We start from the raw sequence: 21788 nt of genomic DNA on the forward strand, positions 1-21788 counted from the left end.
TCAACCACGAAGGATGAGGCGGGAATCATGCAGATCAGCCACTCGGTGACGCACCTCGACGGCGCGCAGGAGAACGTGGCCCAGGGGCACCCGGCGGGCGAGGTCACGATCGGCGTCGGCGGGCGGCTGGGGATGCGCAGCCGGCTCCTGCGGGCCTCGGCGGCGGACCAGGCCGGCTACTCGGCGGACATGCCGTTCACCACCATGACCATCACCTGTGCGGACTGACGGTCTGACCTGTCGTCACACGGCTTCTTCGGCAAGGGTGTCGAGGGCCCGGGGTTCCCCTGGGCCCTCTGCCGCGCGCGGAGAAGATCAAGTACTTTGTGGGCATGCGTGCGACGTCTTCGGTCATCGTAGGGCGGGACTCCGAGATCGGGCTTCTGGGCCGTGCTCTGGACGGCGCCGCGCGGGGTTCGGGGAGCGCGGTGTTCCTCATGGGCGAGGCCGGCATCGGGAAGTCCCGGCTGGCCGGGGAGTGCGCCTACCGCGCCTACGGCCTCGACATGCCGGTGCTGCGCGGGCGCGCCACGTCGACCGGGCTCGTCGTCCCCTTCCGTCCGCTCGCCGAGGCCCTGTCCTCGCGCTTCCGGGCGGCGGGCACGCCCGACGACGAGGAACTCCTCCCCTACCGGCCGGCGTTGGCGAGTCTCGTGCCCGAGTGGCGGAGCGGCGCGGCGCCCGGCTACCCGGACTCGCTGATCGAGCTGGCCGAGGCGCTGCTCCGGCTGCTGTCGGTGCTCGGCCGGGAGCGGGGCTGTGTGATCCTCCTGGAGGACCTGCACGACGCCGACACCGAGACCGTCGCGGTGGTGGAGTACCTGGTCGACAACGTGGCGGAGTTACCGGTCCTCCTGGTGGCCACGCTCCGCCCGGACCCCGGCCCGGCCATGGACCTGGCCCACGCCGCGGAGCTGCGCGGCACCGCCTCGGTGCGGGAGCTGGGTCCGCTGGGGGACGAGGCCGTACGGGACATGATCGCCGCGTGTCTGGAGACCGGGCGGGGGGAGGTGCCGCAGGCCGCGCACCTGCTGCTGGCCGAGCGGGCGGGCGGGAACCCGTACGTCCTGGAGGTGCTGCTCGCCGACCTGCTCGACACGGGGCGGCTGGGCCGGACGGACGAGGGGTGGCGGCTCGCCGAGCGCTTCGACCCCACCGTGCCGACGGGCATCGTCCGCAGCTGGGCGCGCCGGCTGGCCCGGCTCGACGAGCCGGTGCGGACGCTGCTGCTCACCGCGGCCACCCTCGGCGGGCGGTTCTCCGTCAGCGTCCTGAAGGAGGTCACCGGCTTCGACGACCGGTCACTCTTCGCTCATCTGCGGTCCGCCTCGGAGGCCGGGATCATCACCCCGGACGGGGCGGCCCACGACCAGTACACCTTCCGTCATGTGCTGACGGCGGAGGCGCTGCGGGCCTCGCTGCCGCCCGCCGAGCAGGCCGCGCTGGCCCGGCACGCCGCCGACGTCCTCGAAGCGCCCGCCGACCCTGGCCGTGAACTCTCCGACGAGACGCGGCAGTTGGTCGCGGCGCTGCGGCTCGCGGCCGGCGAGGAGGCAGCGGCGGCCCGCCAGCTGGAGCTGGTCGGCCGCCATATGCTCGCCGCCGGCGCGTCCAGCTCGGCGGTGGTGCTGCTGGAGCGGGCCCGCAAGCTGGCGGCCGACGACGAGCGGGACGCCGTGACCGTCTCCCTCGCCGTCGCGCAGGCCCAGTCCGGGCAGCTCGACACGGCGCGCGCCCTCCTGGGCGACCTCGCTCCGGTGCCCGCGGGTTCGCCGGCGGCCGAGGTGCGGGCCGAGGCGCTCGTGGAGGTCGCCTGGGTCGCGGCGATGGCGGAGCAGCGGGAGGAGGCGCTCCTCCTGACCCGGGCCGCCCGTGCCCTGCTCGGGGCGGCGCCGCTCCCGGAGCACCAGGCGGCGCTGGCGGTGGTCGAAGGGCATCTGACGCTGCTGCCCGGCCACGCGGGGCGTGAGGAACTGGCGGAGACGGAACGTTCCGCCAGACGTGCCGCGCTGATCGCCGAGGAACACCGGAAACCGGTGGTGGCCTGCCGGGCCTGGCAGTTGCTGGCCCTGCTCTCCCGCGAGCGCGGCTTCGACGAGGCCGACGCCTGCCTCGAACGCATGCTGACGGTCTCCGAGGAACACCGGCTCCCCGTGTGGCGGGCCGAGGCCCTCGTCCGGCTCGGCGCCAACGCGTTCATGCGGACCGGCGAGGCGACCCGCCTCGAAACGGCCCGCTCGGCCGCCCGGGAGCTGGGTTCGCTCTCGCTCCTCCAGCACATCGACGGCATGCTGGCGATGCAGGCGGTGCTGGGCGGCGGCTGGGAGCGCGCCGCGGAGATCGTCGGGCAGTCGGTCGAGGCGAGCGCCCGGGTCCGCAACCACGCGGCCCACCGCTATCTGCTGCTCGTGCGCGCCACCTCCGCCGCGCACCAGGGGCGGTCCCGCGAGCGGGACCAGGCACTGACGCGGCTGCGCCGCGCGGGCGGCGAGGAGTCGATGCTCGTCCCCCTCCAACGGGGGCTGTGCCAGGCGATGGGCGCGCTGATGGAGGAGGACCGGGAGCGGGCGCTGGCCGAACTCGACGCCGCGCTGGCGTGGGAACGCGCGCACCCCAGCTTCTTCTACCTGAGCGGACGGTACGGGCTCCGCCCCCTGCTGCGCGTCCTGAGCGGCGAGGACGACCGTGCCGCGTACCGGGAGACGCTGGCCTCCCCCGGCGCGGTGCTCGCCTGGAACCGCGTCTTCCTCGGCATGGCGGACGCCGTGCTGCTCGGCAGGGAGAAGGACCGGGCGGGCGCGCTGCGGGCCGTGCGCGCCACCGGGGAGGCGGCACGGGTCTTCCCCCAGGCCTGGCACCTGGCCCTGCGGCTGACCGCCGAGGCCGCGCTCGCCGACGGCTGGGGCGAACCGGTGACCTGGCTGCGGACCGCCGAGGAGTACTTCTACGGCGCCGGCGTCCAGCCGGTGGCGGCGGCCTGCCGCGCCACGCTGCGGCAGGCCGGCGTCACCGTCTCGCAGCGCCGGGGCGGCCGCGAGCGGATCCCGGCGGAGCTGCGCGGGGTCGGGGTGACCCCGCGCGAGCACGAGGTGTTCGTCCTGCTCGCCGAGCGGCCGGGCAACCAGGAGATCGCCCGGCGGCTCTGCATCTCCCCGCGGACGGTGGAGAAGCACCTGGCGAGCCTGCTGGCCAAGACCGGCTGCGCGGACCGCGCGGCGCTCTGCGTCCTGTCCGCGGAGAACACCGAGGAGGACTGAGCGCCCCGGGCCCCGGCATGGGGGCTCGGGGCGGCCGGCGGTGGGGGCCGTGCGGGAAATGTGGGGGCACGGCGCGGCGGCATGGGGTCCCCCGCCGCGACAGTAAGGGCCCGGCACCGATGTGCGGGAGGCCGCGGGCCCCGAGCATCGGGGTACGACGACCGGCTCGCGCCGGCTTCCCACACCCCAGGGAGGGTCCGCTCCATGCCGCAACTCCTCGCGCCCGCGCCCGACCCGGGCGCCGTCCGCTTCTCGGTCCTCGGACCCCTGTCGGCGCACCACGGCCCCCGGGAGCTGCCCCTCGGCCCGCTCAAACAGCGGGTGGTGCTCGCGATGCTCCTCGGCAGCCCCAACGCCCCGGTGTCCGTGGAGGCGCTGACGGACGCGGTCTGGCCGGAGACGCCCCCGCGCACGGCGCGCAAGAACCTCCAGGTGTACGTGAGCGCCCTGCGCGCGCTGCTCCCCCCGGACCCGGAGGGCGGCCGGGAGCGGATCTCCCACACCGCCGGCGGATACCTGCTGCGCGTGGGCGAGGAGGAGCTGGACGCCCTGCGGTTCCGGTCCCTGGTGCGGGCCGCCCAGGGCCGCCCGCCCCGGACGGCCGCCCGGCTGCTGCGCGAAGCCCTCGACCTGTGGCAGGGGCCGCCGCTGGGCGGTCTCCGCCGGTCGCCGCGGCTCGCGGAGGAGGCCGAGCGCCTTGAGCTGCGGCACCTGACCGTCTACGAGGACTGGGCCGAGGCCGAGCTGGAGCTCGGCGGGGCACCGGCGCTCGTCGAGGGCCTGCGCGACCTCGTCGAGCGGCACCCGCTCCGCGAGCGGCTCAGGGCGGCCTGGATGTCCGCGCTGAGCGGCTCCGGCCGGCAGGCCGAGGCGCTGGCCGTGTACGACGACTACCGCCAGCTGCTCGCCAGGGAGCTGGGCCTGGAGCCGGGCGGGGCGATGACCGCCCGCTACCGGGCGGTCCTGGCCGGCGGCGAGGGGACGGCGGCGGCCGGCGGGACGCCGGGCTCCGCCCGACGGGGGGCCGGGACGGTCCTGCCGCCCGACATCGGCGACTTCACCGGGCACGACGAGGAGCTGCGGGAGCTCCTGGACGCGCTGGCCGACGACGGCCCGGGCGGCCCCGGCGCCGGCTACGGTCACGGCCCCGCCGGCGCGGTCCTGCTGACCGGCCCCGCCGGAGCGGGGAAGACCGTCCTGGCGGTACGGGCCGGGCACCTGCTGGCCGACCGGTTCGAGGACGGACGGTTCCACGTGCCGATGCGGGACGGCGCCGGGACGCGCCGCCCGCTCGACGAGGTGCTGGCCGAACTCTCCCGCCTGACCGGGGCGTCGTCCGCCCCGTCCCGGGGCGTGCCGCGCGACGAGGCCTGGCGGGCGTGGCTCGCCGAGCACCGGGCGCTGGTGATCCTCGACGACGTGCCGGACGAGGACGCCGTGCGGCCGCTGATCGCCTGGGCGGGCCGGGGCCGGGTCCTGCTCACCGCGCGCGGCCGGCTGGGCGGCCTCGCGCCCGTGCACCGCGTCGACGTGCCGCCGCTCCACGCCGAGGGCGCCCTCGACCTGCTGGGCGGGATCGTCGGGCGGGCCCGCGTCCGCGCCGACCGGGACGCCGCGCTGCGGATCGTACGGGCCTGCGGGCTGCTGCCGCTGGCGGTCAGGGTGAGCGGGACGCGCCTCGCGGTCCTCCGGCACATGCCGCTGCGGGAGTTCGCGGACCGGCTGGCCGACCCCGCCGGGGCGCTCGACGAGCTGACGGCCGGGGACGTGTCCGTACGGCTGCGGCTGGGACGCGACTGGGACGACCTTCCCCCGGGGGGCGGCCGGGACGCGGAGCGGCTGGCCGCCCGCACGCCGGAGGGCCCCTTCACCCTGCCCGAGGCGGCCGGGGCGCTCGGCCGCGACGAGGGGGCGGCCCTGCGCGCGGTGGAGACCCTCATCGGGGCCGGTCTGCTGACCTCGCCGCGGAGCGAGGTCAGCGCGCACTCGGCGCTCTACGAACTGCCGCGGCTGGTGCGGCTGTACGCGCTGGAGCGGGCGGAGGAGGCCGGAGGGGTGCGGAGCCCGATGCTCACCCGGGGATGAGCGGGCCGGGCCCGTCGGTCCCGGGCGTCACCGGGACGTCACCGGGACGTCACCGGGGCTCGGCGGACCCGGACGCGGACCCGGACGCCGGCGCGGTGGCGGGCCCGGAACCGGCCGGGGCCGGAGCCGCGTCGGCCGGCCCGTCGGGTTCGCCGGATCCACCGGGTTCGTCGGGGTCGTCGGGGTCGTCGGGTCCGTCCGTTCCGTCCGCGCTGAGCGTGTCGAGGGCGGTGCGCAGCCGCCGGCTCGCCAGGAGCGCCAGGAGCATCACCGCGAGCGGCGCGGCCAGGACCAGCGAGGCGGTCTCGGCCCCGGACCCGGAGATGAGGAAGCCGGTCGCGCCGGGGCCGGCCCAGGCGATGGAGACGGCGAGCATGGTCGTGGCGGTGGAGATGCGGCCCTGGAGGTGTGCCGGGGAGTCCAGCATCACGGAGAGCGACACCAGCGCCCCGATCAGGGGCAGCGCGAAGACCAGGGCGAAGACCGCGACGACGGTGAGGACCTGGTGGCCGGTGGCGGTGAGGGGGATGAGGAAGAGCCAGGTCCCGCAGACGGTGCCGATCACCGTCGAGGGCCGCAGCCGCCGGAGCACCCACCCCGCGCAGAAGCCGCCGGCGATCCCGCCGAGTCCGGCGGCGGTCAGGACGACACCGGCGGAGACGGGCCGGCTGCCGAGGTCCGAGGCCTCGACGGCGGCGAGCAGTTCGACGGCCCGGCCGAGCAGGTTGAGGTAGGCGACGAAGCCGATGAGGACGAGCAGCGGACGGCGGCGCAGCACCCACCGGATGCCGCGGGTCAGTTCCCCGCCCGTGTTCCGCAGGCCGCGCGCCTTGGCGGGGCCCTCGGCCGCCGGGGGCGACTCGTACCGGATGCGGGAGACCAGCCCGAAGGAGAGCAGGTACGACAGGCCGTCGAGGAGGAAGACGAGGGGGGCTCCGAAGCCGAGCAGGACTCCGCCGAGCGGCGGCCCCGCGGCGATGGCCACGTTGGTGCGGACGATGTTGGTGGTCACCGCCTCGCGTCGGCGTTCGCGGGGCACGATCTGGCGGATCACCCCGCCCTCGGCCGGGGAGAACACCGTCGACAGGACGGCGGTGAGCGCCCCCGTGACCATGGCCAGGGCGGTGCCGAACCGTCCTGTGGCCAGGGCCAGGGCGAGGACCAGGGCGAGGACCGCGCGCGCCGCGTCGCAGAACATCATCAGGCGTCTGCGGTCGACGGTGTCCGCGATGAGTCCGCCGGGGAGTTTGGCGATCAGCTCGGCGATGCCGATGGCGGTGGCCACGAGACCCGCGTCGACCGGGGAGTGCGTCGTGACCAGGATCGCCATCGGCAGGGCGAGCGCGGCCATCTCCCCGGCCGTGCAGGACAGGGCCTGGCTCGTCCACAGCAGTGTGAAGTTCCGGTTGATCAAGGGATCTTCTCCGGTTCGAGGCGTCGGGCGGCGCGACGCGTGCGCTGGGGTCAGACCGCGCGCGGCTTGACGGCGGCGTAGAGGCCCTTGGTGTGGACGGTCTCGTCGACGGTGTCCGCGAGGGTGCCGGAGATGTGCAGGCCGTGGCGGGCGGCGAGCCGCAGCCCGGCGGCGTCGAGGAGCTCGGCGAGCCGGTCCTGGCCGTGGTGGGCCTGGTGGTGTTCGACCGTGTCGCGGGTCCACCGGCCGGGTTCGCCGGACCGCTCGCGGAAGACGTCCATGGTGAGCCGGTAGCGGCCGTGGGCGTCGAGGTGCCGGCCGCGCAGCAGGGCGAGGAGACCGTCGTCCTCCATGACGTGGGGCTCGGTCATCAGGTCGTACCCGTGGGCCGTGTTGGCGTCGAAGACGAGCACGCCGCCGGGGGCCATGACGGCCGAGAGGGCGGCGAACGCCTCCGCCAGGTGATCGGCGTCGACGAGGTAGTTGACGATGTCGCTCATGCACAGCACGACGTCGTACGGGCCGTCCCCGGGCGCCGGGTGCCGGATGTCGTGGACGTGGAAGTCGACGCCGGTGTCCGCGTGGCGGGTCCGGGCGATGTCGATCATCGCGGAGCTGATGTCGAAGCCGGTGACCCGGTAGCCGCGGTCGGCGAAGAGCACGCTGCTCCGGCCGGTCCCGCAGCCGGCGTCGAGGAGGCGCCGGCCGGGCGGGTCGGCCCGCTTGATCAGGTCCTCCAGGACGGAGGCGAAGACCTCGTAGTCGTCGTGGCGGGTGAGCGCGTCGTAGAAGGGCGCGGTCAGGTCGTAGGCGACGGCGGCGTGGTCGGCGGGTGTGGTGGTGGCCACGGTGCGGTTCCTTCCGTGCGGTGGGGCGGGGCTTCGGGTCGACGGGGGACGGGCGGGGCCCGGCCGGTTCACCGGCAGGCGTCCTCGACGGCCTGCGCGGCGGCGGACTCGCTCTTGCTCTGGTCGAGTTCGTCCGCCATCCGCGCGGCGCGGGCGGACAGCGCGAGGTCCGCGGCGGCGGTGCGCAGCTGGTCCTCGCCGCGGGCGCGGTCGAGCGGGGCGGCGACCCCGGCCCGCAGGCAGGCGGCGGCGAGGACGCGCTGTTCGCCGCCGTTCGGCGAGACGAGCAGCGGGCGCCGGTGGCGCAGGGCGCCGAGGACGGGGGCGCTGGTGCCGTTGGTGACGACGAGGCTCGCGCGGTCGAGGAAGGGGCTCATCCACGGTCGGCGCACCACGGTGACGTCGGCCGGTTCCGCCGTGGCCCCGCCCTGCTCGGCCGGGGTCAGGGCCGGGTCGCCGCGGCGCCCGGTCTCGCTGCGTCCGGTCTCCACGACCGCCTGGAACTCCCCGCCGGTGAAGGTGCGCCGGATCCAGGGCCACAGGCTCTCGCCGCCGAAGACGCGGCCGAGGTGGACGTACACCACGGGTTTGCCGGACCGGTCCAGGCGCGACCCGGTCGCGGCGACGGCGGCCTCGTCGGCGGGCGGCTCCCACCAGCACGGCCCCACGTGCCGTACGCGCTCGGGCAGGACGGCCCCGGCCGGCTCCAGGCCGGCATGGCCGCGCAGCAGGAAGCGGGTGCCGAGCAGCGCCCGCTGCCCGTCCGGTCCCGTGCCCGGCAGGCCCAGTTCGGCGCGGAGGGCGCGGTACACGTCCAGGGCGCCGTCGAGGCGCCAGCCGCGGTCCTCGGCGTCGTCCGGCCCGGGGGCGTCGCGGTGGGGCCACAGGTGGCAGGCGAGGCCCAGGACGACGACGGGCAGGTCCAGCGTCTCGGCGGCGGCGAGCGCGCCGACGCACAGCGCGGAGGTGACGAGGACGTCCGGCCGGGTGAGCCGGGCGGCCCGGAGGATCCGGTGGTACTGGCCCTGCCCGGCCCGGAACCACCGGCTGACGGCGAACTCCTCGCCCGGTTCCAGCACGTCGAGGCCCGCCGCCTCGGCGGCCCGGGCGGCGGGCCCCGTGGACAGGAGGGTGACGGCGTGCCCCCGGCGGTGGACCTCCAGGGCGACGGCGGTGGCCGGATAGAGGTACCCGGGGTCGGACAGCGGGCAGAAGAGCGCCCTCACCACGCACCCGCCGTCACCGCGGGCGCCGTCACCACGGCCACCGTCACCGTCACCACGGCCGCCGTCGGTACGGGCGCCGTCATCGCGCACCCGCCGGCTCGGGGGCCGGGCCGCGGGCGGAGGCCGTACGGCGGCGGTGCTCGCGCAGCAGCTCCATGAGGCCGACGGCGATCCGGTCGGCGAACCCGGCCGCGCCCGAGCCGGACTCCCCGGCGGCGAACTCGTAGCAGCTGACCCAGGCGTGTTCCGGGTAGTCGGTGTAGCCCTCGTCGAGGGTGCCCACCTCGTAGCCGGGTTTGCCGATCGTCTCCCAGCAGCTGTAGAGCGTTCCGTCGGCGTTGACGACGGCGCCCGTCGTACCGTCCCGTTCGGTGCAGAAGCCACAGGCGCCCCGGCCGGGCCAGCCGACCTCGAAGCCGTGGTCGAGCGCGGCGGCGTACCCGCGCATCACGGCGGCGACCTCGGGGTCCGTGTGACCGATCCCGGCGTCGTACAGGCCCGCGTAGTTGAGCACGGGCGCGACGTCGAAGACGCAGCGGGAGGCGTCGAGCCGCTCGGCGAGGTGCGCGGCCAGCTCGGGCAGCCGGGGCAGCACCTCGGCCGTGGTGTTGATCCGGAGGGTGAAGCGCAGATCGGTCGTCCGCTGTGCGGCGGCCAGGTTGTCGAGGATGCGGTCGAAGGTGCCGCGGCCCGCCCGCGTGGTGCGCAGTCCGTCGTGCAGCTCGCGCGGGCCGTCCAGGGTGATCTGCGCGGAACGCAGGCCGAGCGCGCCGAGGTCGCGGGCGATCGTCGGGGTGAGCAGGACCCCGTTGGTGACCATCGAGGCGGTGACCGGGGCGAGCCGCCCGAGCCGGGTGAGCAGCGCGCGGCAGGCCGCGGGGTTGAGGAGCGGTTCGCCGCCGAAGAGCAGGACGAACAGCCGGTCGAGTCCGGCCTGTCGCATCCTGGCGTCGGTGAAGTCCGCGATCCGTTCGATGGTCCCGTCGTCGAGCGCGGCGCGCGGGATGCGGGGCGGGTCGAAGCGGCCGGGTGCGGCCGGCGCGGTGTTCTGGAAGCAGTAGGGGCAACCGAGGTTGCAGTCGGTGGCCGTGACCACCGTCAGGCTGTAGCGGCTGCGCGGCCGCTGCTCGGTGATGCCGGCCCGGGCGACTTCGGCGTGCCCCTGCTCGGTCAGCCGTCCGTCCACCGCGTACGGGAACGGCAGCAGCAGGGTCCCGCCGGCGCCCTGGCACCACACTCCGGACTGCCCCTGAAGGATGCGCAGGGTCATGTCCACCTCCTCATCTCCGGGAGCTACGGGGGACGAGGCCGGCCCGTCGGGGGTGACCCACCGGGCCGGCCTGATCAAGGAGTGCCGCAGGCGTCAGGCCTGGACTTCCTTGTCGTAGACGCCGCAGATGATCTCGGTGGCGTCGTCGAAGGCCTCCGGGGCGGTGGCGTTCTCGCCGACCATGCTGTGGGCCTCGACCTCGGGGGTCTCCTGGCTGTCGTCGGCCGGCTGCGTGTTCTCGGACATGGGTGTCTCCATCCGTCGAGAGTCGGTTGAGCGTCGGTCGGCGGCGGGCCGTGGCCTGCCGTCGACGAGAAAGCTAGGACGGCCGGACCCGAGGACGCCCCGGCGCCGGTATGGCTCCGGTATGGCGGCAGCCCACGGCGTCGCCGGGCCCCGGCCACCCCTCCGCCCGTGCCCCTCGGGACCCCGGTGGCCTGCGGACATACCGAAGGCGAACCGTCCCCGGGGCGCCGTCCTACCGGCCCGCGCGAGGCTGGGCGGGCACCCGCGGGCGGCCCCTCCTTGGTACCCGCGGCCCACGCCGCCGAGGGAGGCCCGATGGAACTCGCCGAACTGATCGGCCTGCGTCCCGTGCCCGCCGCCGGACTGCTGGTCACGCTCACCCGGCGCTGCCCCCTGCGCTGCGCGCACTGCTCGACCGGCTCCGCGCCCGAGACCCGCGAGCAGCCGGGACCCGCCCGGCTGCGGCGCTTCGTCGGCTCGTTCGGCCCGTCCGACCGGCCCGACGTCATGATGCTCACCGGCGGCGAACCCCTGCTGCTCCCCCGTCTCGTGGCCGACCTCAGCGCCTCCGCCCGCTCGGCGGGGACCCGTACGGCGGTGCTCAGCGGCATGTTCTTCGCCCGCCCCGGCGCCCGGGCCCGGTCCCGTGTCGTGCCGGCCTCCGTCCTGCGGGCCCTCGCGGCGGTCGACCACTTCTCCGCCAGCCTCGACGTCCACCACGAGCGGGAGGTGCCGCGCTCCGCCGTCTTCCGCGCGCTGCGGGAGATCCGGGAGGCCGGACCGGCCGTCAGCCTCCACCTCACCGGGGACGGCCCCGGCGACCCGTACCTCGCCGACGTCACCCGCGCGATCGACCGGGAGTTCGACGGTACGGTCCCGGCGCTGGTCAACGAGGTGCGCGCGGTCGGACGGGCGGCGTCCTGGGCGGGCCCGGCCCGCCCGGCGCCGGCGCCGGGGGCCGGGGCGGTGCCCGCGGCACCCTGCGCGATGGCCGCCTGGCCGGTGGTGGCCTTCGACGGCACGGTCCTGGCCTGCTGCAACCAGGAGGTCGTGGACCAGCGCCCCGCCCCGGACCACCTGACGCTCGGCCACATCGCGCGGGACGACTGGGCCGCCGTACGGGCCCGGACGCTGGGCTCACCGCTGCTCCGCCTGGTCCGCGCGATGGGCGCCCCCGGACTGCGCGACCGCTACCTCCCGGACGCCGGACCGGCGGCCTCCCCCTGCGCGGAGTGCCGGCGGTTCGGCGACCGCCCCGAGGTGGCGGCCGGGGCGGCGGCCGACGCCGGCGGACCGGCCGGCGCGCTCCTCGACCTCACGGTGGCGCGGCGGCGCGGCGAGCAGGGCCCGGTGGAACTGGTGCGGCGGTACGGCTGCGCCGCGTACGCGCCCTGGGTGCTGCCCCGGGCCCTCCGCCCCGCCGCCCCCGGCACCCCGAACGGCCCGGGCTCCCCCGGGGGCCGCACGCCGGCGACCACGGAGGCGTCCCTGTGAACGGGACACGCGGGGCGTCGCCTCCCCCTCCGTCCGCCTCGGAGCGCCACCGGGCCAGGCTCGCGCTGGCCGAGCCCGCCCTGCGCCACGCGGCGGCGGGGCTCTGGCGGCCGGAGGGCGTCCGGGGCCGGTACCTCGCCTACCTCCGCGCCATGCACGCGGTCATCCGCGCCTCCGTCCCGCTGTTGCGGCTGGCCGCCGGACGGGCCCGCGCCCTGGCCGGGGAGGGCGATCCGCTCGGCGGCCCGCTCGCGGACCACCTGGAGCGCCACGCCCTGGAGGAGGAGGGGCACGACGCCTGGCTGCTCCAGGACCTGGCCGCCGCCGGGGAGGACCCCGCCGGCGTCCTCGCCGCCGTGCCGGCGCCGGGCGCCGCGGCGCTGGCGGGCGCCCAGTACTACTGGATCGAGCACCACCACCCGGTGGCGCTGCTCGGCTACGTGTCCGTCCTGGAGGGGCACGCGCCCGAACCCGGGCTCGTCCCGTACCTCGCCGGGCGCACCGGTCTGCCGGACGCGGCGTTCCGTACCGTCCGCGCCCACGCCCGCCTCGACACCGGGCACGTCGCGGAGGTGTACGCCCTCCTCGACGCCCTGCCGCTCACCCGCGCGCACGAGTCCGCCGTGACCGTCAGCGCGCTGCACACCATGGACGCGCTCACCCAGTTGTTCGTCCGGCTCGGGCGCTGCGTCCCGGCGGCCGCGCCGGGGCGGGAGACCGGACGGCCCGCTCCGACGAGAGGTCTTCCATGAGAGAGCCACCCGACATGCTCGACACGCTGTACCGCGCGGGCTTCGCCGTCGATCTGCTCACCGAGGAGCAGCGGCAGGTGCTGACCGACCTGACGCCCGAGGAACTCGCCGTGCTGCTCGACGTCAAGGACCGCCTGGACGCGCTCGGCCCCGAGGTCGAGGCCCACGGCGAGTTCGCCGGCGGCGCCCTGTTCTGAGGCTCGTCCCGGCGCTCACACCGGCCGGTCGGACCGCACGTGTTCACGCCCCACCGGCCGGTGCGCGGCCCCCGCGACGGCGGGTCGCGCACCGGCCCGGACCGGCCCGCCGGAAGGAAGACCCCCGATGACCTGCCCGACCTGCCGTCAGCTCCTGCCCCCCGAGGCCAGGTTCTGCGCCTTCTGCGGGACCGCCCGCCCGACGCCCCTCGTCGTCGCCGAGGACGAGCGCAAGCCGGTGACGGTGCTCTTCTGCGACCTGGTCGGTTCCACGGCGCTCTCCGGGACGCTCGACCCCGAGACGCTGCGCGTCGTCACGCTGCGGTACTTCGGGCTGATGAGCGAGCAGATCGAGGTCCGGGGCGGCACTCCGGAGAAGTTCATCGGGGACGCCGTGATGGCGGTGTTCGGGGTGCCCACGGTCCAGGAGGACGACGCGCGCCGGGCGTTGGGCGCGGCCCTCGCCATGCGTGAGGCGCTCGCGGGGCTCAACTCCGAGCTGGAGGCGACGCTCGGGATCCGGCTGAACATCCGCATCGGCGTCAACACCGGCCAGGTCGTCGCCGCCGCGCGCTCCACCGCCCGGCAGGCGCTGGTGTCGGGAGAGACGGTCAACGTCGCCGCCCGTCTGGAGCAGAACGCCGCGCCCGGCGAGATCCTGGTCGGACCGGAGACCCTGCTGGCGGCGGGCCCCACCGCGGTGGTGGAGGAGGTCGGCCCGCTCGCGCTGCACGGCAAGACCGAGCCGGTCCGTGCCCACCGGCTCCTCGCCCTCGGCACGGACGACCCCGAGCTGCTGCGCCGGTTCGACGTCCCGTTCATCGGCCGCGAGGCCGAGCGGGCCACCCTGGACCGGGCCCTCGACGGCACCGAGGGCGGGGCCGCGGCGCTGCTGCTCGTCGGCGAGGCCGGCGTGGGGAAGACCCGTCTGGTACGGGAGTGGCGCGACGGCCGGGCAGCCCGGGGCCCGCTCGCCCACGGGGCCGGCCGGTGCCGCAGCTACGGCGAGCACGGCAGCCTCGCGCCCCTGGCCGACGCCGTGCGGGAGGTCCTCACGGCGGTGCCCGGGCCCGCGGACGGTCCTCCTCGCGACGCCTTGGCGCTGCTCCGGAACGGTCTGCTGCGCGACGGCACCCCGAACGCCTCGCTGGAGGACCTGTGCGCGGCGCTGGCCGTCGTGCTGCGCTGGGCGGCCCGGACCCGGCCGGTGCTGCTGGTGCTCGACGACTGGCAGTGGGCCGCCCCCCTCCTCGTACGGACCATGGACCGGCTGCACACGCTGCTGGGCCGCACCCGGGTCCTGACCGTCTGCCTGGTCCGCCCCGACGGCGCCGTCACGGCCCCGGCGCGGGACGGAGCGCCGGTGGAGACGCTGCGGCTGGCCGGTCTGCCGTCGCCGGAGACCGCGCTGCTCGCCCGCGAGCTGGTCGGCGCGGACGCGGCCCCTCCGCCGCCCGAACTCTTCGAACGGGCGGAGGGCAACCCGCTGTTCCTGGAGCAGCTGCTGGTCCCCCTCGGCCCCGACCGGGCCCCGGACGACGGGCGGGCCGGGGAGGCGGAGCAGTACCTGCCGCCGACCCTGCAGGCGCTGCTCGGGGCCAGGATCGGCGCGCTGGACCGTGTCGAGCGGGCCGTGCTCGATCTGGCGTCGGTGATCGGGCGGGAGTTCACCAGCGCCGACCTGGTCCGGCTGGACGCGACGGCGCGGGCCTCCGCCGGAGCTCCGGCCGCCGCCCCGGCCGGGGCCGGGGACGTCGACGGCGGTGTGGTCGGCACGCTGGCGCGGCTCGGCCGGCGGCGGCTCGTCGAGCCCTCCCCCGGGAAGCCCGGTCTGCACCGTTTCAGCGGTGGCCTGGTCCACGAGGTCGCCTACGCCTCGCTCTCCAAGCGCGCCAAGGCGGACCGGCACGAGTGGGCCGCCGGGCTGCCCAGCGTCCTGGCCGCGGGACCCGGTGTGGCCGGCGGCCATCTGGAGCGCGCGTACCGCTACCGCGCGGAGCTCGGCCTCCTCGACGAGCGGACCGCGCGGCTGGGGGAACGCGCCGCCGAGGCCCTGGGCGAAGCCGGGGCCCAGGCACTGTCCAGGTCCGACCTGCACTGGGCGGAGAGCCTGCTCCGCCGGGCGGTGGAGCTCCTCGCGCCCGGCGCGCCGGCCCGGCTGTCCGCCCTGCGCCGGCTGGGCGAGGTGCGCCTCGCCCAGGGACAGGCCGAGGAGGGCGCCGCGCTGCTGCGCGAGGTGCTCGACGCGGGCGGCCCGTCCGTGGAGTCCGCGCACGCCCGGCTGGCGCTCGCGGTCCTCGACCCGGAGGCCGGCGGCGTGGTGGCGACGGCCCGCCGCGTGCTCCCGGTCTTCGAGGCGGCGGCGGACTCCGTCGGCCAGGCCCGGGCCCGGCTGCGGCTGGCCCAGCAGCTGCAGCAGGCCGGCCGCCACGAGGAGGCCGACCGCGATCTCGTACGGGCGCTGGCGCATGCCACGGAGGCGGAGGCGGAGCCGGAGCGGGCCGCCACGCTGGGCGCCATCGGGGTCTCGCTGTGGCGCGGTCCGGAGCCGGTGGAGACGGCGCTGTCCCGGTGCCGGGCGCTCCTCGCCGAGCACGGCACGGGCCGGCCCACCGTGCGCGTCACCCTGAACTGCCCCCTGGCCGTGCTGTACGCCCTGCGGGGCCGGCCCACGGCCGCCCGGGCCGCCCTCGCGGAGGCGGAGCGGCTCTCGGCGGAGCTGGACTACGCGGAGGTGGGGGTGTTCCTTCCGGTGTTCCGGGCCACCGTGGAGGCGCTGCTCGGTCACCGGGGGCGGGCGCTGGCGCTGCTCCGGGAGGCCGACGCGACGGCCGCGTCCATCGGGGCCACCGGGTTCCGCCAGGCCATCGCGCTGGACGCGGCCCGGCTGTCCCTGGACATGAACCGCCGGGTGCTGGCCGAGGGCTGGCTCACCTCCCTGACCGACGCGCGCAGGCTGCCGCGCGCGGACGTCGTGGACCTGGCCGGACTGCAGGCGCGGCTGGCCGCCGGGCACGGCGACGCCGAGCTCGCCCGGCAGCAGGCCGACACGGCGGTGCGGACCGCCGAGCTGACGGACTCCCCCCTGGTCCGGGCCACCGCGGCCCTGGACCGGGCCCGCACCCTGGCGGCGCTGGGGCTGCGGAACGAGGCCGGACAGGCGGCGTGGTCCGCGGTGGAGCGGTACACGGACAAGGGGCACGCGCGGGGTGCGCGGGGGGCCCGGGCCTTCCTGGCGGGCCTCACCCGTGCCGGGACGACCGAGAGGAGCTGGGGCCCGTGAACACGGCCGACACCGCGCGGGGCGGCGGCCTGACCTGGAGTCTGCGGGGCCGCGGCCCCGACGACGTGCCGGTGGAGGCGGACCTCGGTCCCTCGCCGTCCGGTACGACGACGGCGGCCGGGACCGGGCGGGGGGTACGGGTGTGCGTCGTCGACTCCGGCGTCGAACGCGACCATCCGGAGGTCGGTCCCGTGCAGGGCTCGTGGGTGGTGGTCACGAACCCTGCCGACGGTTCCACGGAGGTGAGGCCCACGGACACCGGGGACACCTGCGGCCACGGCACCGCGTGCGCGGGGATCATCCGGCGCACGGCGCCGGAGTGCGAGCTCTACAGCGTCCGGGTCCTGGGCGAGCGCTTCTCCGGTACGGGGGACGTGCTGCTCGCCGGGCTGCGCTGGGCCGTCGAGCAGGGCTTCGACCTGGTGAACCTGAGCCTGTCCACCACCCGGGCGCGCTTCGCGGAGGAGCTCCACCGGCTGGCCGACCACGCCTACTTCACCCGGACGGTGATCGTCGCCTCCGCGCACAACTCGCCGGTGGAGAGCTTCCCCTGGCGCTTCGCCTCGGTCGTCTCCGTCGGCAGCCACCAGGAGGACGATCCGGACCTCCACCTCTACAACCCCTCGCCGCCGGTGGAGTTCTTCGCCCCGGGGCAGAACGTCACCGTCCCGTGGCTGGGCGGCCGTTCCATCCGTACCACCGGGAACAGCTTCGCGACCCCGTACATCACCGGACTGTGCGCCCGCATCCTGTCGGTCCACCCGAGGATGACGGCCTTCCAGCTCAAGAACGCCCTTTACCTCTCCGCGGCCAACGTGCGCACGGCGCCGCGGGGTCCCGTTCCGGCAGAAGAGGCACGCCATGAACACAAGCACTGATCCCGACCTGGACGCGCTGCGCCGTGATCTGCTCCAGTCCGTGGTCGACGTGGCCCGCGCGATCTTCGGCGCGGCGGCCGGCTCGGTGTTCCTGCTCGACGAGGACGCCGACGAGCTGGTCTTCCAGGCGGTGTCCGGCCAGGGCGAGGAGTTCCTGGTGGGCCGCCGCTTCCCGGCCGGCCGGGGCATCGCGGGCTGGGTGGCCGCCTCGGGCGAGCCGATGGTGGTGGACGACCTGGCCACCAGCGCCTCCTTCGACCGGGAGCTGGCCGAGTCCACCGAGTACGTGCCGAACGCCCTGATGGCCGCCCCCCTGATCAGCGACGGCCGGGTGCTCGGCGTCCTGGAGGTCCTCGACCCCTCGCCGCAGGCCCGCTCCGGGCTCCGGGAACTCGACCTGCTGGCGATGTTCGCCCGTCAGGCCGCCGCCGCCCTGCGCGTCGCCGCCCTCGCCGAGGGCGCGTACGCGGCCCGCGCGGCGCCGGTCCTGCCCCCGGGCCACCGCGCCGACGCCCTCCGTCTCCTCGGCGACCTCGAACGCCTCCTGCGCGGTCCGGCCTGACGGCGTGCCCGCGGGATGCGCGGAACGGTCGAGGGGCCGTTCCGGAGCGGCCCCTCGACCGAGACGAACGGGTGTGGGCGGCCGGCCGGAAGGCGGCGCGTCCGCGCGTCGGACGGTCCGCGTCAGGCGCCGGCCCGGCGCCTGCCCCGCACGCGGCGCGGGTACGGGAAGAGCCGCGGGGAGCGCTTCGCGGCCACGTCCTCGACCCAGCCGAAGGTCAGCACCAGCAGTCCGGTCAGCGGGATCGCCACCAGCAGCGTGAACCACGGGCTCATCAGCAGCCACTGGAGGTGCTCGTAGAAGAAGCCGACGGACCAGAGGGGGTCGATCAGCGGGATGGCGGCCACCAACGCGGCCTGGTGCCAGAGGTAGACGCTGACCGCTCGCGAGTTGAGCAGGCTGATCAGACCGTTCCAGCGTTCCAGCGGTCGGGGCCACTGCTCCCAGGAGGGACTGACGTGGAGCAGGAGGGCGACGAAGCCGAAGGACCACAGGGCCTGGGCGATCGGCCAGCTCTCGATGTCGGTGTGCACGGTCGGATCGACCGGCCGGGTCTGGAGGTACCACCAGCCGGCCACCATGATCAGCGGCGCGACGGACGGCACGACGTACTGCGGGATCCTCTTGAGCAGGCCCTCCTGGTGGGCCATGCCGAGGATCCAGCAGGAGCCGAACATGGCGAAGTCGCTGAGGTTCTCCCAGACCCGGCCGTAGAGGAACTCCTGGTCGATGAAGAACGTGTTCAGCACGACCGTCAGCACGATCGGCACGGACAGCGTCACCACCGGCATCCGCCGCAGCGCCCACAGCAGCAGCGGTGAGAGCAGGACGTACCAGAGGTACGCGCGGAGGTACCAGAGCGGGACGACGACCTGCACCGCCCAGCCCGGCCCCACGAGATGGTCGAAACCGTTCAGTGATGCGGCGTACGGCGGAGTGCTCAGCGGCACGAGCCAGAACAGCAGCTTGCCCCACCACCAGTCGGGATGCCCCTCGGCGTCGGGCCCCCAGCCGTCGACGATCTCGAGGGTGAGGACGACCGCGCCGAACAGCCACATCGGCGGCAGCAGTCGGCGCAGACGGCCCCGGATGACGCCGGGGGCGGGCCGGCTGAGGGAACGGGCCATCAGCGACCCGGCCAGCGCGAACATCACGCCCATCGACGGGAAGACGACGGGCAGCCAGAACCAGCCGAAGTTGTGGTAGATCACCACACGGACCAGCGCCAGCGCGCGCAGCAGGTCGAGATAGAGGTCCCGGCCGCCCTTGCGCGGGGACGGTGCCGACGGCTCCGCCTCCGGCTGGGACTCCCGTCGCAGAGCGGCGGGGATCCTCAGCCGGACGGTGTCCTGGGTGCCCACGGACTCGAAGGATGCGGTCATGGTCAGGCCTCCACCGGTGCGGCGACCTCGCCGGTGCGCCGGAGCTTCTGCCAGCGCAGTCGGCCACCGGTCAACGCCGTGATCACGGACTGCAACAGGACGATGTACATCAGCTGCCGGTAGACCAGCTGCTGGATCGGCAGGCTGATCAGGTGCAGGGGCTTCTCGCCGTCGAGCCGGAAGGCGTACCACGACAGCACGGCCTGGAGCAGGATGAAGCCGCCCCAGCTGGCGAGGGTGATCGGAGCGTCCGCGAACAGCACGCCGTACAGCAGGAACATGTCGACCAGCGGCGCGAGCAGCGGGGCGACCACGCCGAACATCACGACGAGCGGCAGCCCGAGCCGGCCGAAGCGTCCGGCCGGGCCGCGGGAGGTCACGGCTCGGCGGTGCTTCCACATCGCCTGCATGCTGCCGTAGCTCCAGCGGTACCGCTGGGACCAGAGCTGCTGGAGGCTGGCGGGGGCCTCGGTCCAGGCGCGGGCGCGCTCGGCGTAGACGATCCGCCAGCCGTCGCAGAGCACCGCCATGGTGATGTCGGTGTCCTCGGCGAGGGTGTCGTCGCTCATTCCGCCGACCCGCCGCAGGGCCTCCTTGCGGAAGGCGCCGACCGCGCCGGGGATGGTCGGGATGACGTTGAGCATGTCGTACATCCGGCGGTCCAGGTTGTGGCCGAGGACGTACTCGATGTGCTGCCAGGCGCCGATCAGGCTCTCGCGGTTGCCGACCTTGGCGTTGCCCGCGACCGCGCCGATCGTCCCGTCGCCGAACGGCTGGACCAGCTCGCGCACGGTGGACGGCTCGAAGACGGTGTCGCCGTCCATCATCACGACGATGTCGTGCGACGCGGCCGCGATACCGGTGTTGAGCGCGCTGGACTTGCCGCCGTTGGCCTGGCGGATCAGCCGGACGAACGGCAGGTTCATCTGCTCGACGATGTCCGCGGTGCCGTCCGTGGAGCCGTCGTCGATGACGATCACTTCGATCGGATGGTCACTGGCGATCAGGGAGTTGAGGGTGTTCGCGATGCACTCGCGCTCGTTGTAGGCCGGGACGAGGACGGTGACCGGCTCGGTGACGGGTGCTCCCCACGCGTCCCGCCGCCGGGAGCGCCGGGCGTGGAGCGGTGCGAGGACGAGCATCAGCGCGAACCGGCCGAAGTTGAGGAAGCCGACGACGGCCAGCAGCGCGACCAGGACCGGCAGGGTGAGCACGGCGGCCTGGCTGGCCCAGATGAACCCCTTGCCCGCCCACAGCTGGTAGCCGTGCACCGGCACGGTGGCGTCGGTGGCGCCGAGCGCCTCGGAGACGGTGGCGAAGCGGTAGCCCTCGCCCTGCAGCTTGTCGATGATCCGCTCGAGCGCGGCGAGGGTCTCGGTACGGTCGCCACCCGCGTCGTGCAGCAGGACCAGCTCGCCCGCGCCGGGCTTGCGCGGCATCGCCGCCTCGACGATCGCGTCGACGCCGGGACGCTTCCAGTCGTCGGTGTCGCGGTCGATGAACGCGGTGAGGTAGCCGTGGGAACCCACGTACTTGATCACCGGGTAGTTCCAGTCGTCGAGCGCCGAGGCGTCGGAGGAGTACGGCGGGCGGAACAGCGCGCTGTGGACGCCCGCGACGCCGGCCAGCGCCAGCTGCGTCTGCGCCAGTTCCCAGCTGATCCGGGCTTCGGACTGGTACACCAGATCGGGGTGGGTGAAGGTGTGCACGCCGATCTCGTGGCCGCCCGCGACGATCTGCCGGATCAGCTCCGGGTGGCGCGTGGTCATCGCGCCGGTCACGAAGAAGACCGCGTGGATGTCGTGGGCCGCGAGCACGTCCAGGATCTTCGGGGTCCACTCCGGGGAGGGGCCGTCGTCGAAGCTCAGGACCACGGTGCGGTCGGGGACCCGATAGCTCACCGGGTGCTCGTTCTTGTCGCCGCGCGCGTCGATGATCGGGCCGCCCTTGAGCAGGTTCTCCGGCACGGTCGTCTTGTCGACCGAGGTCGCGATCCGGGTGTCGTGGAACGCCTCGTTGGTGGCAAGGCCGCGGAGGACGAGGAGCGCGAGCAAGCAGGCCAGCAGGGACAGCGGCATGAAGAAGCGCAGCGGCGGCGCAGCCAGTCGGCGCGGTCTCAGCAGGGACTGCCGACGACGCTGGTGGCGGGACAAGGGCGCTCCTGGAGATGGGTGGTGCGGACGATCAGGCGCGCTCGGCCGGCCCGCAGGCCCTGCTCCGGGCGACACGACGGTCGCGGTGTGCCGTGGAATGTCACGAGGTTCGGCGTGACCGCCGAACTTTTCGGGTGGGGTGTCGCGGACCGCGCCCTCTAGGGCCAGAAGGGAGGCAGGGGTCCACTGGTGGGCAGGTACGCGGGCTTCGGCGGAATCTCCATCGCCGGGGCGTCCGACTGCATGCCGATCAGGCTGCCGCCCATGGCGGCCGCCAGGATCGCGCCGACCACGGAGACCGGCCAGCCGAAGCGCCGGAACAGACGGCTGCGCAGACCGGACTGGTCGACGAACACCGGTGCCGGAACAGGCTCCTGGCGATGGGATTCGGACACGCCGGGCTGTGCCGGGTATGCCGGTGTACGCCCGAAGGATGTGGAGACTTGGCGCATCTCGTGTGGCCTTTTTGTGCAGGGACGTAGACGGCTGAAGCGTAGAGCGAACCCTATCGGCCGACCCTGATCGGTTGGTGGGTGATATCCGCTTTTGGCATGATCCGATCGAATGTCGTAACCGGATCGGTATGTCACGGGCGGATACCGACCCAGGGGCGGCCGGGTCGGGCACACGCGTCGGGATGGCCGAAACCCTTCGCTAGGATGACGCCTCCATTCATGTGATCAGCGTTCGACCCCGATGCGAGGGGCGCGCCCAGCCATCGCCCCTACGCCCCAAGGAGCC

General features: G+C 75.2%; 17 protein-coding genes. 9 read left to right on the forward strand and 8 right to left on the reverse strand.

Annotated elements, in window-relative coordinates; genetic code table 11:
* Positions 1–27 precede the first annotated feature (27 nt).
* The 3 genes from ACFQ8C_RS02425 to ACFQ8C_RS02435 all read left to right on the forward strand — a co-directional run bounded on the left by ACFQ8C_RS02425 (position 28) and on the right by ACFQ8C_RS02435 (position 5342).
* Positions 28–228, forward strand: a complete 201-nt coding sequence (locus ACFQ8C_RS02425) for a hypothetical protein (RefSeq protein ID WP_383451448.1) — start codon at positions 28–30, stop codon at positions 226–228.
* Positions 229–332: 104 nt separating this feature from the next.
* Positions 333–3257, forward strand: a complete 2925-nt coding sequence (locus tag ACFQ8C_RS02430) for a helix-turn-helix transcriptional regulator (protein WP_383451450.1) — start codon at positions 333–335, stop codon at positions 3255–3257.
* Between the two features lie 204 nt (positions 3258–3461).
* A complete protein-coding gene (locus ACFQ8C_RS02435; RefSeq protein ID WP_383451451.1) occupies positions 3462–5342 on the forward strand; it encodes a BTAD domain-containing putative transcriptional regulator in 1881 nt (626 codons plus the stop codon).
* Positions 5343–5391: 49 nt separating this feature from the next.
* On the opposite strand, the gene ACFQ8C_RS02440 is transcribed toward ACFQ8C_RS02435, so the two are convergent.
* The 5 genes from ACFQ8C_RS02440 to ACFQ8C_RS02460 all read right to left on the reverse strand — a co-directional run bounded on the left by ACFQ8C_RS02440 (position 5392) and on the right by ACFQ8C_RS02460 (position 10346).
* Positions 5392–6756, reverse strand: a complete 1365-nt coding sequence (locus tag ACFQ8C_RS02440) for an MFS transporter (protein WP_383451452.1) — start codon at positions 6754–6756, stop codon at positions 5392–5394.
* A 50-nt stretch (positions 6757–6806) separates the two neighbouring features.
* The gene (locus ACFQ8C_RS02445; RefSeq protein ID WP_383451454.1) at positions 6807–7604 is read right to left on the reverse strand and encodes a class I SAM-dependent DNA methyltransferase; all 798 of its coding nucleotides are present in this window, start codon (positions 7602–7604) and stop codon (positions 6807–6809) included.
* 68 nt (positions 7605–7672) lie between these two features.
* Entirely contained in the window at positions 7673–8833 is a 1161-nt protein-coding gene (locus ACFQ8C_RS02450; protein ID WP_383451456.1) for a glycosyltransferase, read from the reverse strand.
* A gap of 76 nt (positions 8834–8909) precedes the next feature.
* Positions 8910–10100, reverse strand: a complete 1191-nt coding sequence (locus ACFQ8C_RS02455) for a radical SAM protein (RefSeq protein ID WP_383451458.1) — start codon at positions 10098–10100, stop codon at positions 8910–8912.
* Positions 10101–10193: 93 nt separating this feature from the next.
* Positions 10194–10346 (reverse strand): hypothetical protein, encoded by a 153-nt coding sequence (locus ACFQ8C_RS02460; protein WP_383451460.1) that lies wholly within the window; start codon positions 10344–10346, stop codon positions 10194–10196.
* Positions 10347–10661: 315 nt separating this feature from the next.
* Here ACFQ8C_RS02460 and ACFQ8C_RS02465 point away from each other — a divergent pair, with 315 nt between their 5' ends.
* The 6 genes from ACFQ8C_RS02465 to ACFQ8C_RS02490 all read left to right on the forward strand — a co-directional run bounded on the left by ACFQ8C_RS02465 (position 10662) and on the right by ACFQ8C_RS02490 (position 17512).
* Positions 10662–11840, forward strand: a complete 1179-nt coding sequence (locus ACFQ8C_RS02465) for a radical SAM protein (protein ID WP_383451462.1) — start codon at positions 10662–10664, stop codon at positions 11838–11840.
* The gene (locus ACFQ8C_RS02470; RefSeq protein WP_383451465.1) at positions 11837–12592 is read left to right on the forward strand and encodes an iron-containing redox enzyme family protein; all 756 of its coding nucleotides are present in this window, start codon (positions 11837–11839) and stop codon (positions 12590–12592) included. The genes ACFQ8C_RS02465 and ACFQ8C_RS02470 overlap by 4 nt, the downstream gene beginning before the upstream one ends.
* Positions 12589–12789 carry an aroma-sacti cluster domain-containing protein gene (locus ACFQ8C_RS02475; protein WP_383451467.1) on the forward strand — a complete coding sequence of 67 codons (201 nt, stop codon included), beginning with the start codon at positions 12589–12591 and terminating at the stop codon, positions 12787–12789. The genes ACFQ8C_RS02470 and ACFQ8C_RS02475 overlap by 4 nt, the downstream gene beginning before the upstream one ends.
* 127 nt (positions 12790–12916) lie before the next feature.
* Positions 12917–16072, forward strand: coding sequence for an adenylate/guanylate cyclase domain-containing protein (locus ACFQ8C_RS02480; RefSeq protein ID WP_383451469.1), 3156 nt, complete (start codon positions 12917–12919; stop codon positions 16070–16072).
* The gene (locus ACFQ8C_RS02485; RefSeq protein ID WP_383451600.1) at positions 16060–16950 is read left to right on the forward strand and encodes a S8 family serine peptidase; all 891 of its coding nucleotides are present in this window, start codon (positions 16060–16062) and stop codon (positions 16948–16950) included. The genes ACFQ8C_RS02480 and ACFQ8C_RS02485 overlap by 13 nt, the downstream gene beginning before the upstream one ends.
* Positions 16934–17512 carry a GAF domain-containing protein gene (locus ACFQ8C_RS02490; protein ID WP_383451471.1) on the forward strand — a complete coding sequence of 193 codons (579 nt, stop codon included), beginning with the start codon at positions 16934–16936 and terminating at the stop codon, positions 17510–17512. The genes ACFQ8C_RS02485 and ACFQ8C_RS02490 overlap by 17 nt, the downstream gene beginning before the upstream one ends.
* 122 nt (positions 17513–17634) lie before the next feature.
* Here ACFQ8C_RS02490 and ACFQ8C_RS02495 read toward each other — a convergent pair whose 3' ends face one another.
* From ACFQ8C_RS02495 to ACFQ8C_RS02505, 3 genes are all read right to left on the reverse strand, one after another.
* The gene (locus ACFQ8C_RS02495) at positions 17635–18894 is read right to left on the reverse strand and encodes an acyltransferase (RefSeq protein ID WP_383451473.1); all 1260 of its coding nucleotides are present in this window, start codon (positions 18892–18894) and stop codon (positions 17635–17637) included.
* 2 nt (positions 18895–18896) lie between these two features.
* Positions 18897–21047: a bifunctional polysaccharide deacetylase/glycosyltransferase family 2 protein gene (locus ACFQ8C_RS02500; protein ID WP_383451475.1), complete on the reverse strand. Its 2151-nt coding sequence runs from the start codon at positions 21045–21047 to the stop codon at positions 18897–18899.
* 158 nt (positions 21048–21205) lie between these two features.
* The gene (locus tag ACFQ8C_RS02505; RefSeq protein ID WP_383451477.1) at positions 21206–21442 is read right to left on the reverse strand and encodes a hypothetical protein; all 237 of its coding nucleotides are present in this window, start codon (positions 21440–21442) and stop codon (positions 21206–21208) included.
* Positions 21443–21788 lie beyond the last annotated feature (346 nt).

Origin of the sequence: Streptomyces sp. NPDC056503 (genome assembly GCF_042794995.1) — a bacterium.
Taxonomy (GTDB): Bacteria; Actinomycetota; Actinomycetes; order Streptomycetales; family Streptomycetaceae; genus Streptomyces.

Excerpts from the sequence above, each read along its gene's own strand:
- ACFQ8C_RS02430 (WP_383451450.1), top strand. The coding sequence starts at position 333 with ATGCGTGCGACGTCTTCGGTCATCGTAGGGCGGGACTCCGAGATCGGG.
- ACFQ8C_RS02465 (WP_383451462.1), top strand. The coding sequence starts at position 10,662 with ATGGAACTCGCCGAACTGATCGGCCTGCGTCCCGTGCCCGCCGCCGGA.
- ACFQ8C_RS02435 (WP_383451451.1), top strand. The coding sequence starts at position 3,462 with ATGCCGCAACTCCTCGCGCCCGCGCCCGACCCGGGCGCCGTCCGCTTC.
- ACFQ8C_RS02475 (WP_383451467.1), top strand. The coding sequence starts at position 12,589 with ATGAGAGAGCCACCCGACATGCTCGACACGCTGTACCGCGCGGGCTTC.
- ACFQ8C_RS02480 (WP_383451469.1), top strand. The coding sequence starts at position 12,917 with ATGACCTGCCCGACCTGCCGTCAGCTCCTGCCCCCCGAGGCCAGGTTC.
- ACFQ8C_RS02495 (WP_383451473.1), bottom strand. The coding sequence starts at position 18,894 with ATGACCGCATCCTTCGAGTCCGTGGGCACCCAGGACACCGTCCGGCTG.
- ACFQ8C_RS02425 (WP_383451448.1), top strand. The coding sequence starts at position 28 with ATGCAGATCAGCCACTCGGTGACGCACCTCGACGGCGCGCAGGAGAAC.
- ACFQ8C_RS02455 (WP_383451458.1), bottom strand. The coding sequence starts at position 10,100 with ATGACCCTGCGCATCCTTCAGGGGCAGTCCGGAGTGTGGTGCCAGGGC.
- ACFQ8C_RS02460 (WP_383451460.1), bottom strand. The coding sequence starts at position 10,346 with ATGTCCGAGAACACGCAGCCGGCCGACGACAGCCAGGAGACCCCCGAG.
- ACFQ8C_RS02490 (WP_383451471.1), top strand. The coding sequence starts at position 16,934 with ATGAACACAAGCACTGATCCCGACCTGGACGCGCTGCGCCGTGATCTG.